The 23,782-nt window shown below is 41.2% G+C and carries 19 protein-coding genes and 1 pseudogene; 15 read left to right on the top strand and 5 right to left on the bottom strand.

Annotated features, from left to right (window positions below):
* Positions 1–46: 46 nt before the first annotated feature.
* A complete protein-coding gene (locus MHB56_RS03575; protein WP_076190738.1) occupies positions 47–1,441 on the top strand; it encodes a hypothetical protein in 1,395 nt (464 codons plus the stop codon).
* A 34-nt stretch (positions 1,442–1,475) separates the two neighbouring features.
* Positions 1,476–2,684: a hypothetical protein gene (locus MHB56_RS03570; RefSeq protein ID WP_341144355.1), complete on the top strand. Its 1,209-nt coding sequence runs from the start codon at positions 1,476–1,478 to the stop codon at positions 2,682–2,684.
* A 102-nt stretch (positions 2,685–2,786) separates the two neighbouring features.
* On the opposite strand, the gene MHB56_RS03565 is transcribed toward MHB56_RS03570, so the two are convergent.
* Entirely contained in the window at positions 2,787–3,260 is a 474-nt protein-coding gene (locus tag MHB56_RS03565) for a hypothetical protein (protein ID WP_341143263.1), read from the bottom strand.
* Positions 3,261–3,527: 267 nt separating this feature from the next.
* On the opposite strand from MHB56_RS03565, the gene MHB56_RS03560 reads away from it, so the two are divergent.
* From MHB56_RS03560 to MHB56_RS03550, 3 genes are all read left to right on the top strand, one after another.
* The gene (locus MHB56_RS03560) at positions 3,528–4,796 is read left to right on the top strand and encodes a hypothetical protein (protein WP_341143262.1); all 1,269 of its coding nucleotides are present in this window, start codon (positions 3,528–3,530) and stop codon (positions 4,794–4,796) included.
* Between the two features lie 288 nt (positions 4,797–5,084).
* Positions 5,085–5,690, top strand: coding sequence for a YkoP family protein (locus tag MHB56_RS03555; protein ID WP_339281159.1), 606 nt, complete (start codon positions 5,085–5,087; stop codon positions 5,688–5,690).
* Positions 5,691–5,768: 78 nt separating this feature from the next.
* Positions 5,769–6,419 (top strand): polysaccharide deacetylase family protein, encoded by a 651-nt coding sequence (locus MHB56_RS03550; RefSeq protein WP_175618995.1) that lies wholly within the window; start codon positions 5,769–5,771, stop codon positions 6,417–6,419.
* Between the two features lie 20 nt (positions 6,420–6,439).
* Here MHB56_RS03550 and MHB56_RS03545 read toward each other — a convergent pair whose 3' ends face one another.
* Positions 6,440–7,279 (bottom strand): AraC family transcriptional regulator, encoded by an 840-nt coding sequence (locus MHB56_RS03545; RefSeq protein ID WP_076217885.1) that lies wholly within the window; start codon positions 7,277–7,279, stop codon positions 6,440–6,442.
* A gap of 271 nt (positions 7,280–7,550) precedes the next feature.
* On the opposite strand from MHB56_RS03545, the gene MHB56_RS03540 reads away from it, so the two are divergent.
* From MHB56_RS03540 to MHB56_RS03530, 3 genes are all read left to right on the top strand, one after another.
* Positions 7,551–8,423, top strand: coding sequence for a chitosanase (locus tag MHB56_RS03540; RefSeq protein ID WP_076127377.1), 873 nt, complete (start codon positions 7,551–7,553; stop codon positions 8,421–8,423).
* An 88-nt stretch (positions 8,424–8,511) separates the two neighbouring features.
* A complete protein-coding gene (locus MHB56_RS03535) occupies positions 8,512–11,100 on the top strand; it encodes a metallophosphoesterase (RefSeq protein ID WP_076182870.1) in 2,589 nt (862 codons plus the stop codon).
* Positions 11,101–12,176: 1,076 nt separating this feature from the next.
* The gene (locus MHB56_RS03530) at positions 12,177–13,817 is read left to right on the top strand and encodes an alkaline phosphatase (RefSeq protein ID WP_076281566.1); all 1,641 of its coding nucleotides are present in this window, start codon (positions 12,177–12,179) and stop codon (positions 13,815–13,817) included.
* Positions 13,818–13,948: 131 nt separating this feature from the next.
* Here the strand turns inward: MHB56_RS03530 and MHB56_RS03525 are convergent, their stop codons facing one another.
* On the bottom strand, positions 13,949–14,995 hold the full coding sequence (locus MHB56_RS03525) for a DUF418 domain-containing protein (protein ID WP_076182853.1): 1,047 nt from the start codon (positions 14,993–14,995) through the stop codon (positions 13,949–13,951).
* A gap of 184 nt (positions 14,996–15,179) precedes the next feature.
* Here MHB56_RS03525 and MHB56_RS03520 point away from each other — a divergent pair, with 184 nt between their 5' ends.
* The 4 genes from MHB56_RS03520 (at position 15,180) to MHB56_RS03505 (ending at position 19,514) form a co-directional block, all read left to right on the top strand.
* Positions 15,180–16,328: a VanZ family protein gene (locus MHB56_RS03520; protein WP_341143261.1), complete on the top strand. Its 1,149-nt coding sequence runs from the start codon at positions 15,180–15,182 to the stop codon at positions 16,326–16,328.
* Between the two features lie 153 nt (positions 16,329–16,481).
* Positions 16,482–17,249, top strand: coding sequence for an ABC transporter ATP-binding protein (locus tag MHB56_RS03515; RefSeq protein ID WP_038572078.1), 768 nt, complete (start codon positions 16,482–16,484; stop codon positions 17,247–17,249).
* On the top strand, positions 17,236–19,155 hold the full coding sequence (locus tag MHB56_RS03510; protein ID WP_076182849.1) for an ABC transporter permease: 1,920 nt from the start codon (positions 17,236–17,238) through the stop codon (positions 19,153–19,155). The genes MHB56_RS03515 and MHB56_RS03510 overlap by 14 nt, the downstream gene beginning before the upstream one ends.
* A gap of 5 nt (positions 19,156–19,160) precedes the next feature.
* Positions 19,161–19,514, top strand: coding sequence for a YxeA family protein (locus MHB56_RS03505; RefSeq protein ID WP_076182842.1), 354 nt, complete (start codon positions 19,161–19,163; stop codon positions 19,512–19,514).
* An 82-nt stretch (positions 19,515–19,596) separates the two neighbouring features.
* Here the strand turns inward: MHB56_RS03505 and MHB56_RS03500 are convergent, their stop codons facing one another.
* Both MHB56_RS03500 and MHB56_RS03495 read right to left on the bottom strand, forming a co-directional pair.
* Complete coding sequence (locus MHB56_RS03500; protein WP_076307687.1) at positions 19,597–20,991, bottom strand: sensor histidine kinase; 1,395 nt, start codon at positions 20,989–20,991, stop codon at positions 19,597–19,599.
* Positions 20,992–20,997: 6 nt separating this feature from the next.
* Positions 20,998–21,699, bottom strand: coding sequence for a response regulator transcription factor (locus tag MHB56_RS03495; RefSeq protein ID WP_076127196.1), 702 nt, complete (start codon positions 21,697–21,699; stop codon positions 20,998–21,000).
* Between MHB56_RS03495 and MHB56_RS03490 the strand changes: the two genes are divergently transcribed.
* The 3 genes and pseudogenes from MHB56_RS03490 to MHB56_RS03480 all read left to right on the top strand — a co-directional run bounded on the left by MHB56_RS03490 (position 21,671) and on the right by MHB56_RS03480 (position 23,480).
* The gene (locus MHB56_RS03490) at positions 21,671–22,063 is read left to right on the top strand and encodes a hypothetical protein (protein WP_312148221.1); all 393 of its coding nucleotides are present in this window, start codon (positions 21,671–21,673) and stop codon (positions 22,061–22,063) included. The genes MHB56_RS03495 and MHB56_RS03490 overlap by 29 nt on opposite strands.
* A pseudogene (locus MHB56_RS03485) lies at positions 22,041–22,289 on the top strand (hypothetical protein); the annotation flags it as partial. The gene MHB56_RS03490 and the pseudogene MHB56_RS03485, both read left to right, overlap by 23 nt.
* A 327-nt stretch (positions 22,290–22,616) precedes the next feature.
* The gene (locus MHB56_RS03480) at positions 22,617–23,480 is read left to right on the top strand and encodes a MurR/RpiR family transcriptional regulator (protein WP_042129113.1); all 864 of its coding nucleotides are present in this window, start codon (positions 22,617–22,619) and stop codon (positions 23,478–23,480) included.
* Positions 23,481–23,782 lie beyond the last annotated feature (302 nt).

Below are 23,782 nucleotides of genomic sequence, written 5' to 3'. Positions count from 1 at the left end.
GAAATCGTCTACTATATTCGGATTTAAAATGAGAGGAAAATAATTTATGAGCAATCTTTTCAGATTCATTCCTATTAGCCAACTAGCAGATAAATTTCCCGAAGGATCTTGGTGGGCGAAGTTTTACCAAGATTTTAGTGACGAGCAACTTGCCGCTTACTATGAAGGGGATTTGACGCTGCCTTCTCTTAATCTAGATTGGGAGCAACCTTTCCCGCAACAAAAAGAGGTAATCATCATTTTTATAGAAGGAAATTTTACTGTAGACAATCTTTATAATAAAGAAACGGATGGTGCCATAGGGCTTTTGGTGACCGGTAATATGAGTGCGAAAAATATAGCTGTAGGCGGTCAGGAAATTTATGTTTCGGGCAACCTGATGATTGAGGAAATATTATGCGGCTCCTACAATCATGGGGAAACGATTGTTAAAGGTGATCTCAGCGCTGCGGTTTTGGTTCAGGATGACGAGTACAGTTTCAAAGTGGACGGACATAAATCGATCGCCTGCTTAGTAAATGTGTGGGAGGGGGACGGCGTATTTCAGGAGCTTCCGGTAGACATTCATGAAGTGTTGATTGATGAAGTTTTTTTGGATATGGAAGAGGATGAGGAGGACTTTTCCTTTGGCACACTGGTGAACGTAATTAAAGAAGGCCGTTCTGCTCTAAAAAAAATAAAGGAATCCCCCGCTAGCAAGAAAGCTGTTCATTTATATTTCACCCATAACACAATCAATGAAGAAAATATATTGAAGTTGACGCAGTGTATTTTAATGCCAAGTGACAAGCCTTCTTTTAATTTTCGGGAGCAAGACGTTTTTTTCAAAGTTCAACTGGAGCATATTGATGCTGACGGGGATGAGCGGGATCTTAGCGTTTATATGAATGATAACCGGCATCACTATTATATTTGGCTGGAGCAAGATCATTCTGTCGGTTTGTTGAAGAGAACCATAGAAGAAGGGTCTGAGTGGGAGGACATTACAGAAGAGTCTCAGGAACAACTAGCAGAGATTAGCGATTGCTGGACGATGTTGCTGACCTGCGTTAATATGGCTGAGCTTTATTTACGAAACATTGAGGTACAGTATGTGCAAGACATTTTGCAACACACTGTAATTCAGGAATTATATTCGGAAGTGGAGGAGAATGGCGGGTTCTGGGACGGCTCTAAATGTTACAGCTTCCGTCAAACGCATACAGACGAGGACGGAGACCTTCTACATGGTCGGATTGAAATCAGGACTCCAGATGAAGCGTATTATTTTTATACAGTGGACAATGGAACTTATGTTTCCCGGCATTATCAGCCGCCCGATCAATATGGCAAGCAGGACATGTCCTATTTGGATCTTAGGCGCTGGGAAGCATCAGAGCGGTATTTTACAAGATTCAAACAATTTATTACAGAGAAGATAGAGTCAGGTGTGAATAGTTAGATCTTGATATGCATTAGAGGAAAGGATGATAGAAATGCCAAATGATAGCCAAGCTGGTCCTTCAGCTGGTTCTGTTAGAGAAGTTGGTAGTTATCCTATCAACCTGACAGGTCCACGTAGTCATACTCTTGTCCTTAAGCCCGGTGTGGGCAGTCTATCCATGGGTCCGTCGCAATTGGGGAAAAAGGTTGACCTTCATGTCGCGTCTGATGCGCCTATCGATTGGACCGTATTCGATGTCTTTGCCACACCGGCTGGCTCTCCCTGGCCGCGATTTCTGCATTATACAGGCAGTGATTCAAGCTTCTTTGACTGGGCACAGAAACGTCCCATTGAAGAGATGACATGGACTCCGATCCTGTCTGCAGACACGGTGGCGGACGCCAGTCAGTCCAATTTGCATGGCTTGCATGTCGAGTTGGAAGCATCCGGGAGGTCCCTTAGCCTAATACTTCCGAAGCAGCCTTTCCGCCTGAGTGTGTCCGGCGATCTATCACGCTTCTCGGCCACAGGTGATATGCCATCTTCTCTTACACTAGCACCGCGCACCGGCCGACGTAAGAATGATCCCCCTTTTTTGCTGCCCGATATGGGGGAGCTGCACCAGGTAACGAGCTTGACGCTACATAACGCACCGCTGGGACAGCCCATCTCGCTAGAGTGTCTAAACCGGTACCCAAACCTTAAATCACTGAGTTTGTGGGGAAACTTCTGCCACCTGAATTTATTAGCTCATCATACCCAGTTAACGAATCTGGAGCTGCGCTTCATGCCTGATCTGGGGGACTTGCCGACCTTGAACGCGTGGCCGTTGCTTGACAGATTCATCGCCTACAATGTCGAAGAAAGCGCTGGCAAGCGTCTAAAAAAGCAAATGAAAACTCGCGCTGAAACCCGTCCTTGGACCGACCATGCTTCAGTGAGCCAATTACGAAAGCCAGAGTGGTGGACGACCGAGTTTGGCCGCCCATTCTCCTCCTGGGCTAAACGTCTAGCCAAGCTGGCTAATGAAGCTTACAACGTTGCACAGGTAACCTTGTCCGAAGCCCGTAGCTTTGCTGAAGCCGAGGCCGCCATTACCGCTTTCACCGTATGCTTCAACAATCTTAAGGGCATCGAAACCACCGAACGAGAAGACCTTGGTGAAGCAGTATGGCAACTTAGCCAGTCTGACCACCTGATTGGCCAGCCTATCACAGAGGAGATGGCTCAACGCTGGTTCGATGCAGCACGCGATTACTAAATGAATTGAAAGTCACACCCCTAGAATAGAAATCGGAATGACCCAGAGGTTTGTCCAATGTCTATTCTAAGGGGTGCACTTCACTATACTGGCGGGGTTTTGTTATACGATCATCCCCATTTCTCGGAGTCTATCTTTAATTTTCTTTAAACGAGCTTCTTTTTCGGTATCTTCAGTTAATACCTCTATAGATGTTTCGTTATACTTCTTAATGATCCTCTTTAAAGTTAATTCTTTCATTTCCTTTTTACTGTGGATGGTAACATGAGGGACAGCTGTATAGTTTTCTATGGTCTTGGGATCTGCAGAAATTCGTTCTAGTAAACTAAGTAGAAGCACCAGTCTTTGCTGGCCCAACCTCGGAACTTGGTATAGTTTTTTCCATGTGGAATTGAATAGATGTTCAAGATCTGTATATCCCTTCGAGTATAGAGCATTTATGAGGCCTGTTAAATTTGGACCCCGTTCTTCTGCATGCGCCACAGCAACAATACAAGCAATATTCTTAGAATAAAGATGCGCCGGAAGTGGAAAAAAATGTATTAATGCCGCATTTCCGTCGATGATGTCAATCATGATGATATACCTCCATTAAAATATGTGTTCACTATACACGTTTAGTATTCTGGCAAGGTCTGAGTCAGCAGGGTGAATTTTCCTGACTTGTCCAATCGATTGATACACTCTGCATTATTAAACCCCAAGCTACTGATCATTTTCTGAACACCAGCAAAACCCGTTACATAAGATCGTAGAATATGTAGCAGATATGATTCGCTTTGCTTCATAATCATTGCTAAGTAATGATATGATATAGGTATCAATTTTGTGGGGTGCACTGATATGGATTTCCGAATCAAAGAACTAGTTAATGCTACACAGCAAACCTATGGACTGGACAACTACTATTTACATACAAATGAAATTTATCGCGAAGTTACGATGCTGGGAGAAACCGGCTATTTGCTTAGTATGGAATGGTTTCCTTCTCACATTAAGGAATGGAAGGAAGATTATAATCCGGAAGGAACTGCAGTCATTACGCTTGACTTGCTATCCAATAACTATAAAAGTGTTATTTTTGTTGGAGGGAAATCTTATGCAAATCGAACACCGTTCCAAAACATTGAATTAAACGGCGTTATTCAGTGGATGGAAGCTGAAGTAGGGCTTGAATATGGTAAACAATTCTACTTAGTGAAGGAAGAAAGAGGAGAATATCATTTTGCTGAATGTATAGACGGTATACCCATCTCTCCCGGCGGGCGAATGGAGTTACGCTTCGATGCGGAAGGTAGAATTATTTTTTATAGTGTCTATGGCCAGTTTCCTTCCAGCTCCCTTGTGCAAAAAGAGGATTATTTTCTCACGCTTCAAGCGGTAGAGTCACTGGCTAAAAACCAACTACAGCTTATAGAATATCCAGTGTACGAGATGAAACATCTCCTGCCGATCTATGGGATAGAAGAAATCTACATTACAAATGATGGAACAACCACAATTCTATTTGAGATGATATCAGGAACGAGAGCACGAATGAATATTGATCAAGTAATGCAGTGGGAGCAAGCGGACACGAAACAGTTCGCAAGGATGGAGATCCGTCTGCAAGAAGTGGTTACAATCGAACAGGCAATAGCACGTGAGCCGCATCCAGATTCATTTTCAATCACAGACATAGAACAAGCCCAATGTATAACCGCAGTCGAAATTGGTTTAAGCCAGCTCTATCCGGAAGAATCCGGACAATGGATATTGAAGACTTTACATCGGGAAAGAGGATATATTCAAGCGACATTGAGGAAGAATGTGTCAAGTAATCGTATGTTTCAGCGTAAGCTCCTTCTGTTCATCGATACGAACAATTATAAAGTTATAAATTATATGGATAACAAGTTAATGCTCGATACGTTTGATGAATTCAAGAGTGAAGGGAAAATTGCTGTGAGCCATGACGAAGCTTATGATAAGCTCAAGGGATGGTTCGAATTAACACCCGTCTATGTATATGATCCTGGGCAGAAGAAGTATGTGCTGTGCGGAAAGCTGGATTGCGATTATGCCGTGAAGGCCACCAGCGGAGATGTGGTAGAGTTGGGTAGTTTGGAATGATAGTGAAACCAGATTGATTTAGTCAAAAGATAACATCCGAAACTCATGTCCAAGAGACATGGGTTTTTCTTTATATAGTTGAATTTTCTTGCAGAAGGTGACTAATTTAAGACTTACTAAATTTTGTCCTTTTTTTAGGTCAGAAAGCTTTTTAACTAGATGCCAAAAATTTAGATTTACACGCAGAGAAATTCCGGTGTATAGCGTCAAATAGAAGTAGACGTTAGGAAAAAAAGAAAGTTTCGTTAGGTACAATGGATGAAATGAGAGACAATAACCGTTTTAAGGATGGTGAAAAAGTTGGGTTTCAAAATACGTAAAAACACGGTGCAGTCTGTCTGGATGATGTGGGAAAAAGCTTTTGCGTTGCTTTCACATTTTCGAGGATCGCATAAGTCACGCTTTGGTATATGTACCGTGATGCTAAAAAAGCACCGGGGACAGCCTATTGTATGCCAAGACGCCACGGTCATCAATCAGGGAGAGTGGGTGGGAGAACTCCACCTCGACAATGAAAGAATCTTGAAGTTGATCCGGTCCGAAGGATCGGATCGTGCCGCACTGCAAACGGCTCGCATGCTGCGCAAATCAATGCAGCAAATCAACGAAGCCTTCGAATCGCAGTCCGAGTTCAGGCAGGTCAAGGCTTTATTGGGGATTACACTGCTCCATCGGGGATTAACGCACGGTCTTGGCTTTGAACAACAAAATATAAAGTCCGGCGTTTTCGAACGCATCACCACCATCTATCTTCGATTGCTGCTGTCTGCCATGCATCCTGAAGGGAGACAAAGAATCAATCGGCGAACAGAGCAACTGGTCCCGATGTTACTGATCCATTCACGCGCCTCACTGAAAAATCGATTTTCACCCGGACAGAACTACTCTGGATAGGTCTTATGCTTGTTATAAGGAGGTGTAATCATACTTACATATCTGATAGGAGGAATACTATGTGCCGCTACTCTTTACATGTTTATTCCAAGTTTGATTACGCGAGTGAGCGGCTTTGGTGTTTTTCGCAAAGGAACGGTAGAAAAACAGGTGGCATTCACTTTTGATGATGGGCCACATCCGAAATATACGCCGGAATTGCTGGATTTATTGAAGTTACATCAAGTGAAGGCTACTTTTTTCGTGCTTGGATCGCGAGCGGAGCAGTATCCAGATCTGATCAGAAGGATGGATCGGGAAGGCCATCAGATTGGCATCCATAATTACTGCCATACCTCTAATTGGCTGATGCTGCCCAGTACAATTAGGCGAGAACATCTGGAACGCTCCGCTGATATTATAGAGTCTATTGTCGGAATCAGACCCAATCATTACCGTCCACCCTGGGGATTAATCAATCTATTTGATTTCTTTCGGCACAAGCAGTATCGAATTGTTCTATGGTCGCTGAAGGCGAGTGACTGGAACATCCGGGCCTGTCAAACCCGGATGCAGGCCATTTTATTAGGTGGAATCACCGATGGCTCCGTTGTTTTACTTCACGACAGCGGAGAGACTGCGGGCGCGGACCGGCATGCTCCTTATTTTATGCTGCAAGCTTTAGAAGAAGTGCTAAACCAACTACAGGCAAGAAACTTGCAATTTGTTAGGCTTGATGAAATGTCTTGACGTATTCCAGTGATTTGTTATTAAGACTTAAATTGTTTGCGGAAGCAGAGCGGCGAGATGCCCATTATTAATTTGAAGGTTCGTCCAAAGTGGGAGGTGTTATCGAACCCAACCATTCCCGCAATTTCAGTAACATTAAAAGAAGAGCCAACCAGCAAATCACGCGCTTTTTTAATGCGGATGTTATTGATATATTCAATGAAGCTGAACCCGGTGGATTCTTTAAAAGTGCGGCAAAGGTAGGAAGAGCTTATGTCGAATTGCCGTGAAATCTCACAGAGCTTGAGCGGTTCCATATAATGTTGATTTACATAATTAACGATGTCCAGGACTTTTTTATGTGTACGATTGGATTCTACAAATGAAGCTACGCGGCTGTCAAATAGTTTACGATTAAGATAGAGGAGCAGCTCCACCAATAATATTTGTTGGTACTGTTCATATCCGCGGGCTTGCTTCTTCCCCTCCTGGATCATTTTCTGAAAAAGCTGTTCGATGAAATATTGATCCATCCCGGTCATCTTCAAAGCACGGTAATCACTTTTGAACAATTCGAGCAGTTCCTCACATTGACTGCCGGTGCAGAAATGCTGCAGGAATTCTTTTTTAAACAGGAGTGTAACCCGTTCATACATATTGCAGCCGGAATTGACCAGTTTGTGCATTTCGTGAATATCCATAAATAGCAGTGTTCCGCCCGCAACCTGGTAAGTTCTGTCCCCTATAAAATAATAAAAATCCCCGGATATTAAATACAGAATCTCATATGCATCATGATAGTGTCTTGAAGGCATGCTGGTGTATACCTGTTTCTTGCGGCTGATGTCAAAAAGAGTAGACTCATAAAATACCGGTTTCATTCAGCACCTCCTAAGAGGATTGTAGACTTAATCTATGGTTTGTAGCAACATATGTATAAAAATTAATATTTACAAGAAAATACGTGCTGTTTGGACAAAGTTTTTGAGATAAGCTTAAATTGAATTACCAAGTGTTGGAAAAAGGAGGGCTGTCATGCTCAGATAGGTTAGGGATAAGGTTCACTGCCACTAAAAGTTAAAGCGCTTAAACTATTCAATTAAAGGAGAGATTGCGGTGCTAAATTCAACGAAGAGTAAGGTTTCCAAGAAGATGAAATTTTCATTGATGATTCTGCTCAGTTTTTCAATGATTTTTTCTTATGGCTGTCTGTCCAAAACATCTCAACAGAAAAGTTATGCGGCAGGGAACCCTGATTCTAATTTCTCACCGGCAACACTTCAATTCTTGCGTGACAACACAGGTCTGGATGGTGAGCAGTGGAACAATATTATGATGCTTGTCAACAAACCGGAGCAGGACGATCTGAACTGGATCAATTTTTACGGATATTGTGAAGATATTGATGATGACCGCGGGTATACGATTGGAATATTCGGTGCGACTACAGGCGGCTCAAATGATACCGGTCCCGACGGTCCGGATCTGTTCAAGGCATATGACGCTGCCAAAGGCGCGAGTAATCCTTCGGTTAAAGGCGCATTGGCCCGGATCGGTGTTAAGGGTTCGATGAAAGGGAAGATCCTCGAGATCAATGAAAGCGAAGAGAGCTTCTGCAGAAAAATCGGCAATTTGCAAAATGATCCCGAGTGGAGAGAGGCTATGTGGAAAACGTTCTACAATATCTATATTAAATACAGTGTGGAGCAGGCCCGCAAACGCGGCTTTAACTCGGCATTAACTATTGGTTCCTTCGTGGATGCAGCGCTGAACCATGGAGCTACCGGCGGCTCCGAGACCCTTCAAGGGCTTTTGGGTAAATCCGGAAGCAGCACGGATGAGAAGACTTTTATGACCAAATTTTATAAAGAACGGACCAAGATTGTGGATACTAATGAGTACAACTCTCCGCCTAACGGCAAGAACCGTGTGAAGCAGTGGAGCAATTTGCTGAACATGGGAGAGACAGACCTGAAGGGTGCAGATTCAGCAATCCTTCAAGTCACCGACTGGGAACTCCAATAACAGGAAGGTAAGGGTAGCAGAACCGCCGTTCTTCTCGGAGACGGCGGTTCGATGATAAGTGAGATTAAGGAAGAGGGAGATGGGCTGAATGGATAACAACCAATCTTATCTCAAAAATAGATTTTACAAGGTAATCAGTCTAATGGTTATAGGTTTGCTGCTTGCCATGGAGTTGACTGGTTTTGTCTCAGCAGGAAGGGAAGAAATTGAGGAAGACCTTGTAAATGAAGCAACTGCAGTTCAGGAAACGATTGCCCAGTGGATTTTTAAAGACAAAGGCGAAAACGGTGTATTTCCGGCTACAGGCGGGGTATATCAGACGTCTTCATCCATTCGTGATGTAGGAACTAATACGGATGCGTACACCTATGAGTCAAGTGAGAACAGCGTACGCAACCAGGGCTGGCATGAAGGAACGGGCCTAAAATACTGGCTTGCCACGCTTTCTACCCAAGGCTTCGAAGGGATCTTCCTCTCTTCCCAGCAAACCTCTTCAAGTACAGGACCCAGGGATTTTAAGGTGCAATACAGTATAGATCAACAGGAATGGATAGATGTTACGGGCGGCAACCTTGTTCTAGCCCAGAACAATTTTAATTGTTCCAATAATTCCTGCAAATTAACTAACCTCGCTTTGCCTGCCGGAACAAACAATCAAGATGTACTCTATATCCGCTGGGTGGTAAACTCTGCGAAAAGCGTAAGCGGGGGAACGGTGTCCAGCTCAGGCTCAAGCAGAATCAAAGATGTGATAATTAAAGGAACACGCAGCAGCGGCGAACCTGGGGACACTCCCACACTTGAGGTAAGCAAAACTCCCGCTTCAGGGGCTGCAGATGTTCCCCTTAACGCAGAGATCACAGTGAAGTTTAACAAAGCCATCAGTCTCGACAGTAGTTATCAAGTTGTAATCACAGAAAACAATCTTCCTCTTACCAACATTTCTGCTTCACTCCTCGGTCAAGACACAGTCAAAGTCAGCCACCCTACTTTCACTGCCGGCAAAACTTACAACGTGACCGTCCCTAAAGAGCTTGTTAAGGGGACTACGGATGGCCGGACACCTGAGAACGATATTACCTGGAGCTTTAAGACGAAGTCTCCGGATACCGGCATCAAAACTCCAACGCTGCTGAACATGACTTTTAATGGAGACCCAAAGACAAGTATTGCCTTTGACTGGTATACAGCCGAAACCGTCAGAGATACAGTAGTGCAAGTAGTGGAGGCCTCCAATGCGGGAGGAAGCGAGTTCCCGGAACAACTGGCAGCTTCTTATGAGGGCAGCGCAACAGTTATTGAAACCTTAATGACATCAGGAGACAGAAGCTCCAAAAAGTATAAAAAGTTCGCCAGCCACAAGGTTATTGCAAGCGGTCTTAAGCCTGGAACTAAGTATATCTACCGGGCCGGTAACGGTGATGCGGACGGCTGGAGCGAGGCGGGTTCTTTTACCACGGACAAGGCGGATAATCAGGATTTCCATTTCCTCTATGTAACCGACACCCAAGGCTCAAGTAAATCGAATTTCGATCTGTGGCAGGATACTTTTAAGAAAGCTATTGAGAAAACGGTAGATCCCAAGTTTGTTCTTCTTACAGGGGATCTAACGGATGACGGTGATCTGGAGCAGCTGTGGCAGTGGTTCTTAGGTGTGCCGAAAAAAGAATTTGCCAATGTGCCATTTGCACCGATTATCGGCAACCATGAGATAGAGGATTATCCGAATAACAACTTCTATAACCATTTTAATCTTCCAAAAGATGTCGGGACGGGCGCTCATGACGGGTCGGTATATGCTTTCGAATACGGCGATGCCCTGTTTATGCAGATCAATTCCCAGTATGAAGGGGAGGTTAAGCCGTATAAAGCGGATATTCAGTTCACGAAGCAATTGGAATGGATGCGGAATCAAGTGGCAAAGACCGACAAGAAGTGGAAATTCGTCTCGATGCATAAGGGAGCGTATTCTTCAGGGGATAATGCTTCGGCAGAAAGCGACCGGGTAGAATTTTACCGGAAATATCTAATTCCTGTATTTGATGAGCTGGGTGTGGATATGGTGTTTGAGGGACATGACCATATGTATATGAGGTCTTTTCAAATGCTGAACAACGTTCCGATTAAGAATGTTATTACCGATGAGCAAGGAAATGTGCTGAATCCCAAAGGGACCGTGTATCTGATGGGCAACTCGGCCGCTTCGAAATTTTATGCCATTAATCCAGATGCAGACACTTTTTTTGCAGCAAAAAACGACCAGCCCAATAAGAAAATGTTCGTGGATGTTTCCATTACAAGCGACGTGCTGAAATTCACATCCTACACAGCTGTTAAAGATAAACCTCTTGCCGTCTATGATGCTTACAGTATTAAACGGACTGACGTCAAACCCGGCATTGTAGAAAATCCAAGTGCAGTAAGACAGTCAGGGAACCGTGCAGTTCTTTCGTGGAAAGCGCCAGCAAATAGCTCTGAGCCTGTGCGAGGTTACCGGATTTACGAGAAAAATGATAAAGTCAGCACAAATTGGAGCGTGTATGTGCCGACGGTAAGCGGTCAGACGAGTTACAGTTATACATTAAACGGCATAGATTCTGCTAAAGCCTACAATTTCGTGATTAAAGCAGTGGGGACAAGAAATAATTCGCTTCCAGCAGAGGCAGGAATGCAATGAATGGATAGAGGAGGCGTTGACGGGGCTTAGGCATCCGTTAACGCCTTTTTTTCATAGTTGTTGAAGCTGTCCATTCCTCCTAGGGTAACTCCTCCAAAAGATAGCTTCACTTTTTACCAGATCATGAGCAGAATCGGCAAGAGGGTTTGGGGTGGGTCCTACGAAACCTAGAATTGGGATGATAAATTTAAGTGCCATCCATACATAGACACCAGGTAAGCCGTGAATCAAAAATACGCAGATCCATGACAGTAAAGCTGCAGCCAACATTGTACTACCTAAATACCCGAATGTTTGAGTTATTCTTTTCATATTCGCTCCTAACGTATAAGAAAGTGTCTAATAGTTAGATGAATATAACTGGAAAATCACTTCGACTGCTAACCTATCCGAGGCTCGACCCGGTGATTTGGATAATACCACCGTAGGGAAATCTGAAAAACAATCATTTGTACAACTGTATTTGTCTTGTACCGTTCTTTGAAGTTAGTAATAGACTATATCAATCTCAGAGAAGGAGTTGATTTAGTTGGCTAACAGTGATATACGTCTTACTCTTTGGTCGGGTACTAATTTTACCAATCGCCGGATTCGATTCAGACGTGGAGGAGTTGCGGTTCGTGATCTTGGAGCGTTTCGGTTTAACAACGTTCTCTCGAGTTTCCGTCTCAGAAATGTTGTGCAGAGCTCTCAAGTAACGCTTGTACTATTTTCGCGAATTAACTTTCAGGGATCGTTCCGTGTATTCCGTGGCAGCCAAAACGTAGCGAACTTGAATAATTTTAACTTTAACAATGTCACATCTTCGTTGATATTGGTAGACCGTATCCTTACAAGCTCCGAAATTTCCCAAATTCAAAGCACGGGTAGAGCGCCTCGAGATGTCCTCGTAATAAGACAATAATAATGCAAAGGGTGCCCCTAGGGCGCCCCTTTTTTACAAATATCATTAGCACAGGTCAAGACAAAATATGCATAGAATTTAATATAAAATAAGAGAATAGGTGCTGCTCCCGCAAACAATCCTCCTTTAAACTAGTAACGTACTTAACAAAATCTGCTAGAGGAGGATTCAAATGCGCAAAAAGGTTATCGGGAGAATTTGCAGTACAGTTATGGTTTGCAGTCTGCTTGCAGCAGGCAACGGAACATCCTACGCCGATGGCGCCAATAACTCTGATGCTCCTACCAACAAATCTGTCAAAAACGTAATCCTGTTTATTACGGATGGGATGAGCTTATCCGATGTGAACTTGGCCAGATGGTATCAGGGAGGTCAGGCGCTTGCGATGGATAAGTATTTCAGCGGGCTGGTGAGAACCTATTCTACGGATTCACTGACCACAGATTCCGCTGCGGGAGCTACGGCTTATGCCACAGGCCATAAGGTTAAGAGTGAGACGGTATCCATACTTCCAGACCGAATAACGATGCCTTTCGTAAGCGCAGTTAAACCAGAGGACATGAACAAACCTCTGCCTACCCTTATGGATGCAGCGAGAATGGCAGGGAAAAGTACAGGAACGGTATTCACTTGTGAATTAACGGATGCGACACCGGCTACATTTTTAAGTCATGCATACACGCGTGACAATGCGCAGTCTATTGCAGAACAGATGGTCTATAGTGGTGTAGATGTTCTACTTGGGGGCGGTTCCGGGTATTTGGTACCCGGCAAAGAAGACATTAACCGCAAGGACGGAGAAGATTTAACCAAAATCCTGAAATCAAATGGGTATGAATACGTAACGGATAAAGCAGGTTTAATGAATTCTAAAACGAATAAAATCTGGGGACTATTCAACCCCGAAGCACTGGATGCTGATTTTGACCTGAACCCGCAAAAGCAACCGAGCCTTGCCGAAATGACCAATGTAGCGATAGAGAAGTTGTCACAGAACGAGAATGGTTTTATTCTGATGGTCGAAGCAAGCCAGATTGACTGGTATGGTCATGATAACGATCCAGTGGGGATTATGAGTGAGACCTTAGCGTTTGATAAAGCCTTCAAAGCCGCTGTTGATTTTGCAGAAAAGGACGGGAATACAGCAGTCTTATCGGTTTCGGATCATGCTACCGGCGGGCTCAATATGACGAACTATGATTCTACCAAAGATCTAATCTCCGTGCTGAAGAAAGCGAAGCACACCAGTTATTACATTGAAGGCAGTATTAATGAGAGCAATTTCAAAAAGGTCCTTGCGGATAATTATGGACTTAGTGATCTAACCAAAGAAGAAGCGGATCAAGTCAGATTGGGAATGCAGGATAACCTTTCGCCAGTCATCGGTAAAATTTTGGGGGATAAAATAGGTGTAACCTTCTCTACGGATGATCACACATCGGAAGAAGTTGGATTGTTCGCCTACCATCCGGCTAATTTTAAACCGACCGATTTCATGAACAGCGGTGTAATCCAGAATACGGATGTGAATATGTATATTCAAGAAGTGACCGGACTCAATCTGGCGCAGCTTCAGGATACACTGTACGTATCCAGTGATAAATTCAAGGCCAAAGGAGCTACGATTACCCTAGATAAGACCGATAAGACTAATCCGGTGGTTGTAGTGAAAAAAGCAGGCCAAGTTCTCAAGCTGCCTATAGATAAAAATATCGCCATTCAGGATGGCAAAACAACGAAACTAAATGTGCTGACAGTAATGATTAAAGATAAAGTGTGGATTTCGCAGGATGCTTTGGACTTAATTCTCTAATTCTTAAAGTTCATGTTGTGATCTGTCGCCTAACAGTTAAAGCGCTTAAACTTGAGAACCCCTTTTTAAAAGGGGTTTTTGGGTTTAGATAAGAAATTCCGACTTGAATTGAGGCGAGGAAAGCGAAGCTTTTATCGTTTGATTGCAGGCTTTGTTCCATAGGTCATCAAGCGCCAAACCTTTTCTAAAGGGCCCATGGAAAAAAACTTGAACCAAATGGTGCTAAAAATGATTTGAATCATATAAATCAGAACTGCGATGTAGAGAATATCTTTTGGTGAAACGACTTCGAGACCTATCATTGAAATGATTGCCGTCCCTATAATGCTTTGTGCTACATAATTTGTAAACGCCATTTGACCCACCCGTGATATGGGTTTCAGGAATTTCACCATTTGTTTATTTTCTAATAGTAGAAATAATGTTGTTAAGTAGAACAAAGTGGTTGGGAGAGATCCTAAGCCCGTAACTGAATCTACATTGCTGTTCCCATTTTGAGAAGCGTTCCAAATCCATAGTGAAAAACCAATGAACAACAGAAATGATACCATTTGAATCCATCTAATGGGTCTTGTTAATTCTTGTATGTGTGTCAGCCAACCTGACTTTGCGGTTAAAAAACCAGCTAAAAACATAATAAAGATTTGTATAGCGTCATTAGAAAAAATATCAAGAATAGATGAGATTGCCCCTTGAGAAGGCAGGAATATTTTTACCACTAAGGAAATGATGTAAATGGATGTCATACCCATAAGCCACTTTTTAAGTGTAGAAACCGTTGTGTGATAAAAAGGGATCAGAAACAATCCGATAATGGCATATGCGGGCAGAATGGTTCCCCAAAAGATAAATACATGAATGATTCCCAGCAGCAAAAGGATTAGTAAACGTCTAGCCATACGCCATCTGGGTTTATCTCCCCGGCTTTCGGCTCTTGAGGCGAAAATGTATAGACCTACACCAAATAGGAATGAAAAAATAGAAAAGAACTTTTTTTGTACGAAGATGATTATCAAGCTATGGATGATTCCATTAATGCCACTATAGTCTGGTAAGGGATCTCCTTCCATAATAACTTTAAAGGCTCCAACATTTATAAGCAGAATGCCAAAAAGAGCAAGTCCGCGAATGATGTCGAGTGAAATGATTCTTTCTTTTTGCGAGATGGAGGGATTCATTAATAGTGCTCCTTTGAAAATATTTTTATTTGCCTAGGAGTCAGTATAAGTTGCGAACCTTACATTAAATTGATGTCAACATTACAGGATCCTTAAATTTGATAAAATGTTCCAACTCCAGTTGAATTAGAATCAGTTTTATGGTTAATATGAATACTAAATCATTTTGGGGTGTGAACTAGAAATGTCAGCATATACTCAACCGATCTTTGTGGCAGCGATCTTTTTTGTGGTTTTAGCATTTGCCTTTTTTATCCCATGGCTCATTTATACCTATAGAAAATATAATTACCTTCCCTTTTCTACCACGTTAATTTCGTTTTCATTTATCTTTTACTTTCTAGCAGCGTTATTTTTAGTATTGTTGCCGTTGCCGGAAATACGTAACACTTGTTCGCTACAAAAACCGGACACACAACATTATTCACTTATGCCATTTCAATTTATAGTGGGCACCTTTGGGAATAGTGGCATCGTGTTATCACAGCCTGCAACTTATAGGCTATTATTTAGCCAACCCTCATTCTATCAAGCGTTTTTTAATTTCTTGCTATTATTACCTTTTGGTGTTTATCTGCGATACTTTTTTCAAGATAAGAAATATTGGAAGAAAGCTCTAGGCTTCACGTTCTTATTAACTTTATTTTATGAGATAACACAGGTAACCGGCATTTACGGGATTTATAATTGCCCTTATCGTATTTTTGATGTGGATGATTTATTGTTAAATACTACTGGCGGTGTACTGGGGTTCTTTATTGCTCCAGCTGTGTTGGCGTTATTCCCGTCAAAAAAGAAAATTAAGGAGAAAGCGGAAAGATTATTAGCGCTTGATGAAGTAAGAGGGATGTCTGTGTTACTGGCTGTTATTATTGATCTATTTATCAGCAACCTAGTAGTTAAAGTTGTGTTGAGTATGACCAACGTTAATATCGTTAGTGAATTTATTGCGAGCACCATTACACTTTCTGTAACCTTTTTTATTATTCCGATTATTTGGAATGGATCGACAATCGGTACGAAAATAATGCGTTATCGCTATGACAGTAAAATAAGTCGAGTGGAAACTAACAAGCGATTATTTAAACGCTTTGGTGCCCTTTACGCGATGTACTTCATAACAGTCATTGCGAAAACGTTGAATAATGTGGAAATATCAATGGATTCTCCATTTTATAAGGCATCTATATTCTTAACCCTAGGTGCTGGATTGACCTCTCTCATTTTAACGATCGTATTGTTCGTTCATGTTATATTAGTCGTGTTTGGCAAACAAAAACGCCACTTTTACTTTGATGAAGCTTCTGATTTATATACAACCAGAAAAAAATGAATGCTATTCAATAGCAAAGGGATACTCCGTAGTCTTAAATGGCTACAGGGTATCTTTTTTTTGTAGATTTAAGCTTGTTGTAAGGTTGGCATGAATTTGCTGTAAGGTTCGGTGCCTATAGTATAAGTATCAGCAAATTATGAGGTGAAATGAATGGAACCATTATTAAAAGTAGAAAACGTAAAAAAAGTGTACGGGAAGTTAAGTGCTGCTTACACAGCGTTGGAAAACGTGTCTTTTGACATTCATGAAGGTGAGTTTGTAGGGATTATGGGACCTTCCGGAGCGGGAAAATCAACCTTGCTAAATTTGTTAGCAACCATAGATTCTCCAACAGAAGGAAAGATATATATGAAGAACAAGAGTATTCATGATCTGAAGGAAGCAGCTTTGTCAGACTTCCGGCGTGAACATCTCGGGTTCATCTTTCAAGATTACAATTTACTCGATTCCTTGACGGTAAAGGAGAACATATTGCTTCCCCTGGCGATTGCTAAAATTCCAGCGAAGAAAATTAATCACCTTGTGACTCAGATCTCTAAAGTATTTGGGATTGAAGATTTACTGGGGAAATATCCTTACCAAATCTCTGGGGGTCAAAAGCAAAGAACCGCTGCGGCTAGAGCGCTCGTGACAGAGCCAGCACTGATTTTGGCTGATGAACCAACAGGTGCACTTGACTCTAAATCAGCAACAGATTTATTGGAAAGCTTAAGTACTTTAAATGAAAATAACAATTCGACCATTATGATGGTGACCCATGATGCCTTTGCCGCAAGCTTCTGCCGCCGGATCATTTTCATCAAGGATGGTTCATTTTCAACAGAAATCTATCGTCGTGATCAGACACGCAAAGCCTTCTTCCAAGAGATCTTAGATGTTCATGCGGCCATTGGGGGTGAGGTAGATGACGTTATTTAGTCTAGCAAGAAAAAATATAGCCAGAAACTTCTCGCAATATTTTTTATACATCGCATCGATGGTGTTTAGTATCGTCATTTACTTTACATTTGTGACCTTAAAATATAGTGATACGATAGCAGAACAGACGGCCTCATCCCAAAAACTGGGTTCCCTAATGAGTGGAGCGGCAGTCATTCTTATCTTTTTCGTGTTCATATTTATAGCTTATTCCAATTCATTTTTTATGAAAAGACGTAAAAAAGAAGTCGCACTGTATGCGTTGCTGGGGGTACGTAATCGTCAAATCGGTTTTATGCTCTTTTTTGAAAATTTATTATTAGGATTATTCTCTTTAATAGTAGGGATTGTATTTGGCTTCCTTTGTTCAAAAGGATTTATGACGATTTTGATTCATTTAATGGGTTATGACGTTGTAGCACCCTTTACTTTTTCAATGGCGGCAGCGATGAACACGGCTATCGTATTTCTTGTTATTTTCTTAGTGACATCGTTTCAAGGCTACCGTTTGATCTATCAATTTAAGCTGATTGATTTATTTCATGCTTCCAAAAAGGGAGAAGTGGCGCCTAAACCATCTATGATAGTAGCTGTTCTTGGAGTGTTACTTATTGTCTTGGGCTATTGGCTTGCAATGCAGGACCTTTTCACTTCTAAGGTATGGGCAAAAATCGGATTTCTCATGACCGTATTAATTATTTTAACAACGGTAATTGTGGGTACATTTTTATTGTTCCACAGTGTGACTGGCTTTCTGTTAGCAATGATTAAGAAAAATGAAAAGTGGCTGTGGAAGGGCCTTCATGTAATAACCATTTCGCAGCTGCTCTATCGTATCCGTGGGAATGCACGTACATTAACTGTGATTGCTGTGTTGAGTGCTACAACAGTAACTGCCGGTGGAGCGGTCTATAGCCTGTATTACAATACGAACGACTCGGCAAAAACGATTAATCCGAATACCTTTATGTATCAATTAACAGATGCAGAAATGGATAAACAAGTAAGTGCTGTACTGCCAGCTACAAAATACGATGAAAATATCGAAACGCTATCCATTACGTTTCATACGAAAGAATTAAACTCGCCATCCTCGTTCGATAGCTCTGATAAAAGAGGGTATACAGTTATCAATGAAAAAACATACAACAACTTAGCAAATGTACAGCATAAAGAAAAATTAAATGTAAAGGATGGCTACGCGGTTATTTTAGATATCGGATATAACAAAAGGTTCTCACCTATGTATACAGGAAAAACTATAACAACAGGCAACGGCCATCCACTCACATTCCAAAGCTTTAAAACACAAACCGTATTAAATGCAGGTACAGCAGGTATAACAGTTGTAGTCTCGGATGAACAGTATAAAGTATTACGGAATGATGGAGAAGTGCTACGCTATCGTGTTCTTGGGGTAGAGGATGCCTCTGTGGATTTATCTGCAAAAATTGCAAACCAATTACCTGAAGAAGCGCTATTTTCAAGCAGGCCTCAAGATTACCAAACAAGCTTGGAAAGTGTGGGTTCTCTACTTTTTATAGGAAGTTTCCTTGGACTCGTATTTCTGGCTGCAACAGGCAGTATCATTTACTTTAAAGTTTTAACTGAGGCAGAAGAAGATAAAGCACAGTACAATATGCTGCATAAAATGGGTGTCAGTGCAAAAGAAATGCGGAAATCCATTGCGTCACAGGTATTCGTTATCTTTGTTGTACCGCTTATAGTAGGGTTATTGCATAGTGTAGTGGCTTTAAAAGCATTCTCTAGTCTACTGATGATAGATTTAGCAAAGCCAGTGTTGCTCTGGATGATTGCTTATACCATAATTTATGGGTTGTATTATTTCTTAACCGTAGCTTCATACAATCGTATTATCACACTAAATAATAGAACAGAAGGATGATTGAGATGAAAAAATTTCTAATTACTATGGGTATTTTGTTTGTTATTGGGGTTGTAGGTGTCTTTGCTCTAGCAAAGATTGATTTCAATCGCATGAATGCCGAAAAGTACTATTTACAAATTACAGAGGATGGGGAACCCCATGAATATAAACTGAGTGATGGTACAGTGATGACTTCCTATTCCTATACACTAGAAGCTACAAATGCTAAAGGGAATACAATTCCACTGGAATTTAATGCACAAAAAAATCTTCGTAAAGGCGCCTACTTAAAAATGTATGTAAAAAAAGGTGATCAAGTCTCCTCATATGATGAAGTGAAGGTAGAGGATATTCCGCTAAAAGCAATAAAAAACTAATAAATTGAAGAAGGGCTGTCTCCAATAAAGGTAATGGAGCACAGCCCTTTTCTCTGCCTAATGAGTAAGTAAGGCATTTGTATTATAAAAGTATAGTAATGGTTGTTCCGGTATTCTCAATGCTCGTCATATCGAGTTTCCCCTCATGAGCCCAAATAATGTCTCTTGCGATGGCCATTCCTAAACCAGTACCATGCTTACTCGTTGTGTTTGTACCCCGATAGTAGCGTTCGAAAATCTGTTCCAGATCTTTAGCTGGAATTCCATGACCATTATCAGAAATCGAAATTCGGGTATGAGATTCTGGACCTGTATCCACTCGAATCTTCACCACGACATTTTCATCGTTATGCACCAGCGCGTTGTAGATCAAGTTAAGGATCGCTCGTTTTAGTAACTTCTTATCTACTTTATGCATTGCTTTAGCCACATTCGCCTCAAACTCTATCTGCCGTTCACCAAAGGTCGGGTCATTTAAAAGTTCAATCGTCATTTCTCGTAGAAACTGAACGAGATTCACCTCTTCAAATTGCAGGGATAGCTGGTGATTACGCAAACGTGTCGTTAAATTGAGGTCATCTAACAGATCTTTCATATACATCGATTTACTCTTGATAATTGATGTGTATTCCTGTAATTCTTGGGCTGTTAGATCTGTGGCACTGTCGTTAATAAATTCTGCATAACCTTGAATAGAAGCAAGTGGTGTCTTCATGTCATGTGAAACATTGCTAATCCATTCCTCACGCATTTGATCGAGACGTTTACGTTCCTCTTCATGTCGATCGAGCTTTTCAGATAGTTCATTCATATTACGAAAAACATCTTCATAAACACCTTTGGGAGTAGGCATTTTCTTAAAACGTCGTTCCCTGAGCTGTTGAATACCCTCTATTAATGTATGAAGGGGTGCAGTTAACTTTTTCCCAAATAGAAATCCAATGAGGATTACAATAAGCACATCAACGATTAAAAAAATGAAAAGAAAAACATTAACATCTTTGAAAATTTTAGCGTAGTCATAGGTCATTACGTAGCGGCCTATTTTAGGATTATTAATCCCTAAAAAGTAACTGAAATGTTGGGCTTCGCTGACAAAAACCGTCGTGCGTGCATCTAATTCTTTATATTTATACATTTGTACAATTTCAATAGGAGAATACTCTGTTTTCAATTCTTCAGGGGTATAAAAGGCAGCTGCTTGCTCCCCTTGGTCATTCAAGAATTGTACCCAGGCGCTCATTTCTTGTAGTTTTTTGAGACCTTCTTCATTCACAACAGGTTTGCCGGCCTGTAATTCTACGTATTGTGAAAAGGTCCGGCTAAAGGTTTCTGCAGATGCTTCTTCAGTGCCAAAGTTATTATTATTTACCTTTATAACGAATAAGGAAAGGAACAAAATCGCGTTTACAATACCAACGATCACAACAATAGTCATAACCGATCTTAAAAAGCGGAGTGTCAATTTCCATTTCAACTAGTCTCACTCCTTGGTATTTAATTTATAACCTAACCCTTTAACCGTCAAAATAAAGGAAGGATTTGAAGGGTCGGCCTCAATTTTTTCGCGTAAGCGCCGAATATGTACCATCACTGTATTATCGGAACCAAAAAAGTCCTCACCCCACGCCTGTCCAAACAAGGTTTCTTTGCTTAGAATCTGATTGGGATGATGCATAAAACAGCTCATTAAACCGACTTCTTTGGCGGTTAGCACGAGGACCTCGCCATTCTTTTTTAATTCTGTCTCATTGGCACTAAGCTCAAAGGGGCCAGCTTGTAAGCTTTTCGGAGCTTTTTTTTCTTCTGTAAAGCCAGCTCTTCTCAGTTGTGCCTTTACCCGATAAGCGACTTCTTTCGGACTGAACGGTTTAGTAATATAATCATCGCCACCTATCGCCAGTCCTAACAGCTTATTAATTTCCTCGTCTTTTGCAGACATAAATAAGATGGGTGCATTTGATGTTTCCCGAATTTTTCTGCATAAGTCATATCCTTCTCCATCTGGGAGCATAATATCTAGCAATATAAGCTCAGGATTATACTCCTGAAACTTGTCCCAACCCTCTGCAACGGTCCCGGCAGTTACAACGTCTGGAACACCTTCTTTATGTAAAACAGCCTTCATCAGACGCGCTAAATCATCTTCATCGTCTATGATTAATACCCATTTACGACTTGCCATTTATTTCCCTCCAAATCCGTCTTTATGTACATTATTACATTATAAAGAACTCTTTATTTCTTGCGCAAAAAAATCGCAAAAGAAAGGCTTGCATGAAGATGGATATTACTTAGACGAACATAGCAAAGCAATATTCGGTCATTTATTAAAATTCATTCTAGATATAGTCAAATCAGGTAAGGAGGAGAAATTGTTACGCCCCCTGCCTTCCATGGCATTGATCTGCACTGTATATGGCCCTTTGAAGATGTTCGCTAAAATGATGGAAGAAGGTGAGTTACTGTATTCGCTTGAGCTCGAAGAAGAACTTGCAGACAGCTTTTGGAATGCCATTAGATGGCTTGATTGCAGCCCTGGGCGTTGATTACAGCATATTCCTGATGATGCGGTATAACGAGCTTGAAGGGGATGTTGGATCACCTGCGCCGCGTTGATTCCTTCGGGTAACGACACTTATACAGGTAGCATTCGTATTAATCATTGCACTATTATTACTAAGTGTAGCGGCCATGCCGGTGTTCTTGACTACATTAAAGCAGCTTGCTAGCAAATTAAATGGTTCAAGTACGGTGCTACATCACAGGATGTAGTTGACAAATTGAGTCATATTTAGACGGCAGTGAAATTTAAAAATACATGCGTATTACGTATGCTGAGAACAATAGAAAGAATCTTCGGGGACCTTTGTGGTCCCTTGTTTCACCATATCAGAAAGTATATAATTATCGACTATACCTTACAACTTTATTACGCTATAATCAACGTAAAGTCACCAGATGTCCTAAGAGTAGGATGATTTTAATAGATTAATTAATATTAGCTTTGATATGCCGAAACGTATTTTGTTATTGAAATAGGTTGTTTATATTGTTTATGATATTAATAAAGGTGTTAATTAAATCTAGAGTAGGTAGATTATGAGTCTAAATGACAACGTATTAATTAAAATTCGTGATATGCGAGAGAGTTTTACACCAGTTGAACGATTGGTCGGAGATTACATTTTAGAAAATACGGAAGAGATCCCTCATTTGTCGATTAAGGAATTGGCTCAATCGAGTAAGACAAGCGATGCATCTGTCCTTCGTTTCTGTAAGACGATGGGTTACAGCGGATACCGCAATTTTATTGTGAGTATATCGGCATCTTTGGGTTCTCGTGATGAGGATTCAAAGGCTCAATATACAGATATTCAGCCAGGTGATGATCTCTCGACAATTATATCAAATATTTCATTGAATAATTGCAAGTCCATTGAGGATACGCTTAGTGTTATTGATCGAAAAGAAATTACAAGAGCTGTAGAATTACTATGTCATAGTAAGCGAATTGTTTTCTTTGGAATAGGTGCTTCGGGACTCGTTTGTATGGACGGGGAACAGAAGTTCTCGCGAATTAATAAGATGTGTCATGCCTATACAGATGGTCATAGTCAGCTCACGGCAGCAACTTTACTTGAGAAAGATGATGTTGCCATTTTCATTTCTAACTCTGGAGCAACTAGTGATATTATTGATGCACTGGAAATTGCCCAAAAGAATAGAGCGAAATGTATTGCGATTACGAAGTACAATAAAAGTGAGCTTGCGGAGCGGGCGGATATTGTACTGAGCATATCCACACCTGAAATAACAATCCGCAGTGGGGCTATGGGCTCGCGTATTGCGATGCTTACGATCATCGACATATTATTTGCTGGTGTCGCAAGTGCAGAATATGAAGAAGTAAAAACCTACTTAACAAAAACGCATAATATATTAAAGAAAAAACTTAGAAATTAGGTTCTGATAGAATGAATGTGAAGGAAAGCATTGATCATGGATCAATGCTTTCCTTTTTTTGTATTCCATTCGCTTATTCGTGTACTAAAATGTACTACATATCAATCCATGTTAGATTATCTACATGATGAATACGTCGATCTAATGAATATAATAAGTAGTTTAATTCAATAATTAATAGCTTGGCACACAATAATGAGGAAGAAAATGAATGGAATCGAAGACGAAACATCATCCGGTTGAACGCGGATGATGTAACTTTATGTTTCGTTTAGAGCGATAATCAGCAAATAATACATTTT

It is taken from the genome of Paenibacillus sp. FSL H8-0315, from assembly GCF_038005365.1.
Classification (GTDB): Bacteria; Bacillota; Bacilli; order Paenibacillales; family Paenibacillaceae; genus Paenibacillus_AQ; species Paenibacillus_AQ odorifer.
This window is presented reverse-complemented; position numbering and strand designations above follow the sequence as displayed.

What these genes read in the sequence shown, in the direction of transcription:
- MHB56_RS03575 (WP_076190738.1), top strand. Translation starts at nt 47, where the DNA reads ATGAGCAATCTTTTCAGATTCATTCCTATTAGCCAACTAGCAGATAAA.
- MHB56_RS03570 (WP_341144355.1), top strand. Translation starts at nt 1,476, where the DNA reads ATGCCAAATGATAGCCAAGCTGGTCCTTCAGCTGGTTCTGTTAGAGAA.
- MHB56_RS03565 (WP_341143263.1), bottom strand. Translation starts at nt 3,260, where the DNA reads ATGATTGACATCATCGACGGAAATGCGGCATTAATACATTTTTTTCCA.
- MHB56_RS03560 (WP_341143262.1), top strand. Translation starts at nt 3,528, where the DNA reads ATGGATTTCCGAATCAAAGAACTAGTTAATGCTACACAGCAAACCTAT.
- MHB56_RS03555 (WP_339281159.1), top strand. Translation starts at nt 5,085, where the DNA reads ATGGTGAAAAAGTTGGGTTTCAAAATACGTAAAAACACGGTGCAGTCT.
- MHB56_RS03550 (WP_175618995.1), top strand. Translation starts at nt 5,769, where the DNA reads ATGTTTATTCCAAGTTTGATTACGCGAGTGAGCGGCTTTGGTGTTTTT.
- MHB56_RS03545 (WP_076217885.1), bottom strand. Translation starts at nt 7,279, where the DNA reads ATGAAACCGGTATTTTATGAGTCTACTCTTTTTGACATCAGCCGCAAG.
- MHB56_RS03540 (WP_076127377.1), top strand. Translation starts at nt 7,551, where the DNA reads ATGAAATTTTCATTGATGATTCTGCTCAGTTTTTCAATGATTTTTTCT.
- MHB56_RS03535 (WP_076182870.1), top strand. Translation starts at nt 8,512, where the DNA reads ATGGATAACAACCAATCTTATCTCAAAAATAGATTTTACAAGGTAATC.
- MHB56_RS03530 (WP_076281566.1), top strand. Translation starts at nt 12,177, where the DNA reads ATGCGCAAAAAGGTTATCGGGAGAATTTGCAGTACAGTTATGGTTTGC.
- MHB56_RS03525 (WP_076182853.1), bottom strand. Translation starts at nt 14,995, where the DNA reads ATGAATCCCTCCATCTCGCAAAAAGAAAGAATCATTTCACTCGACATC.
- MHB56_RS03520 (WP_341143261.1), top strand. Translation starts at nt 15,180, where the DNA reads ATGTCAGCATATACTCAACCGATCTTTGTGGCAGCGATCTTTTTTGTG.
- MHB56_RS03515 (WP_038572078.1), top strand. Translation starts at nt 16,482, where the DNA reads ATGGAACCATTATTAAAAGTAGAAAACGTAAAAAAAGTGTACGGGAAG.
- MHB56_RS03510 (WP_076182849.1), top strand. Translation starts at nt 17,236, where the DNA reads ATGACGTTATTTAGTCTAGCAAGAAAAAATATAGCCAGAAACTTCTCG.
- MHB56_RS03505 (WP_076182842.1), top strand. Translation starts at nt 19,161, where the DNA reads ATGAAAAAATTTCTAATTACTATGGGTATTTTGTTTGTTATTGGGGTT.
- MHB56_RS03490 (WP_312148221.1), top strand. Translation starts at nt 21,671, where the DNA reads ATGATTAATACCCATTTACGACTTGCCATTTATTTCCCTCCAAATCCG.
- MHB56_RS03495 (WP_076127196.1), bottom strand. Translation starts at nt 21,699, where the DNA reads ATGGCAAGTCGTAAATGGGTATTAATCATAGACGATGAAGATGATTTA.
- MHB56_RS03480 (WP_042129113.1), top strand. Translation starts at nt 22,617, where the DNA reads ATGAGTCTAAATGACAACGTATTAATTAAAATTCGTGATATGCGAGAG.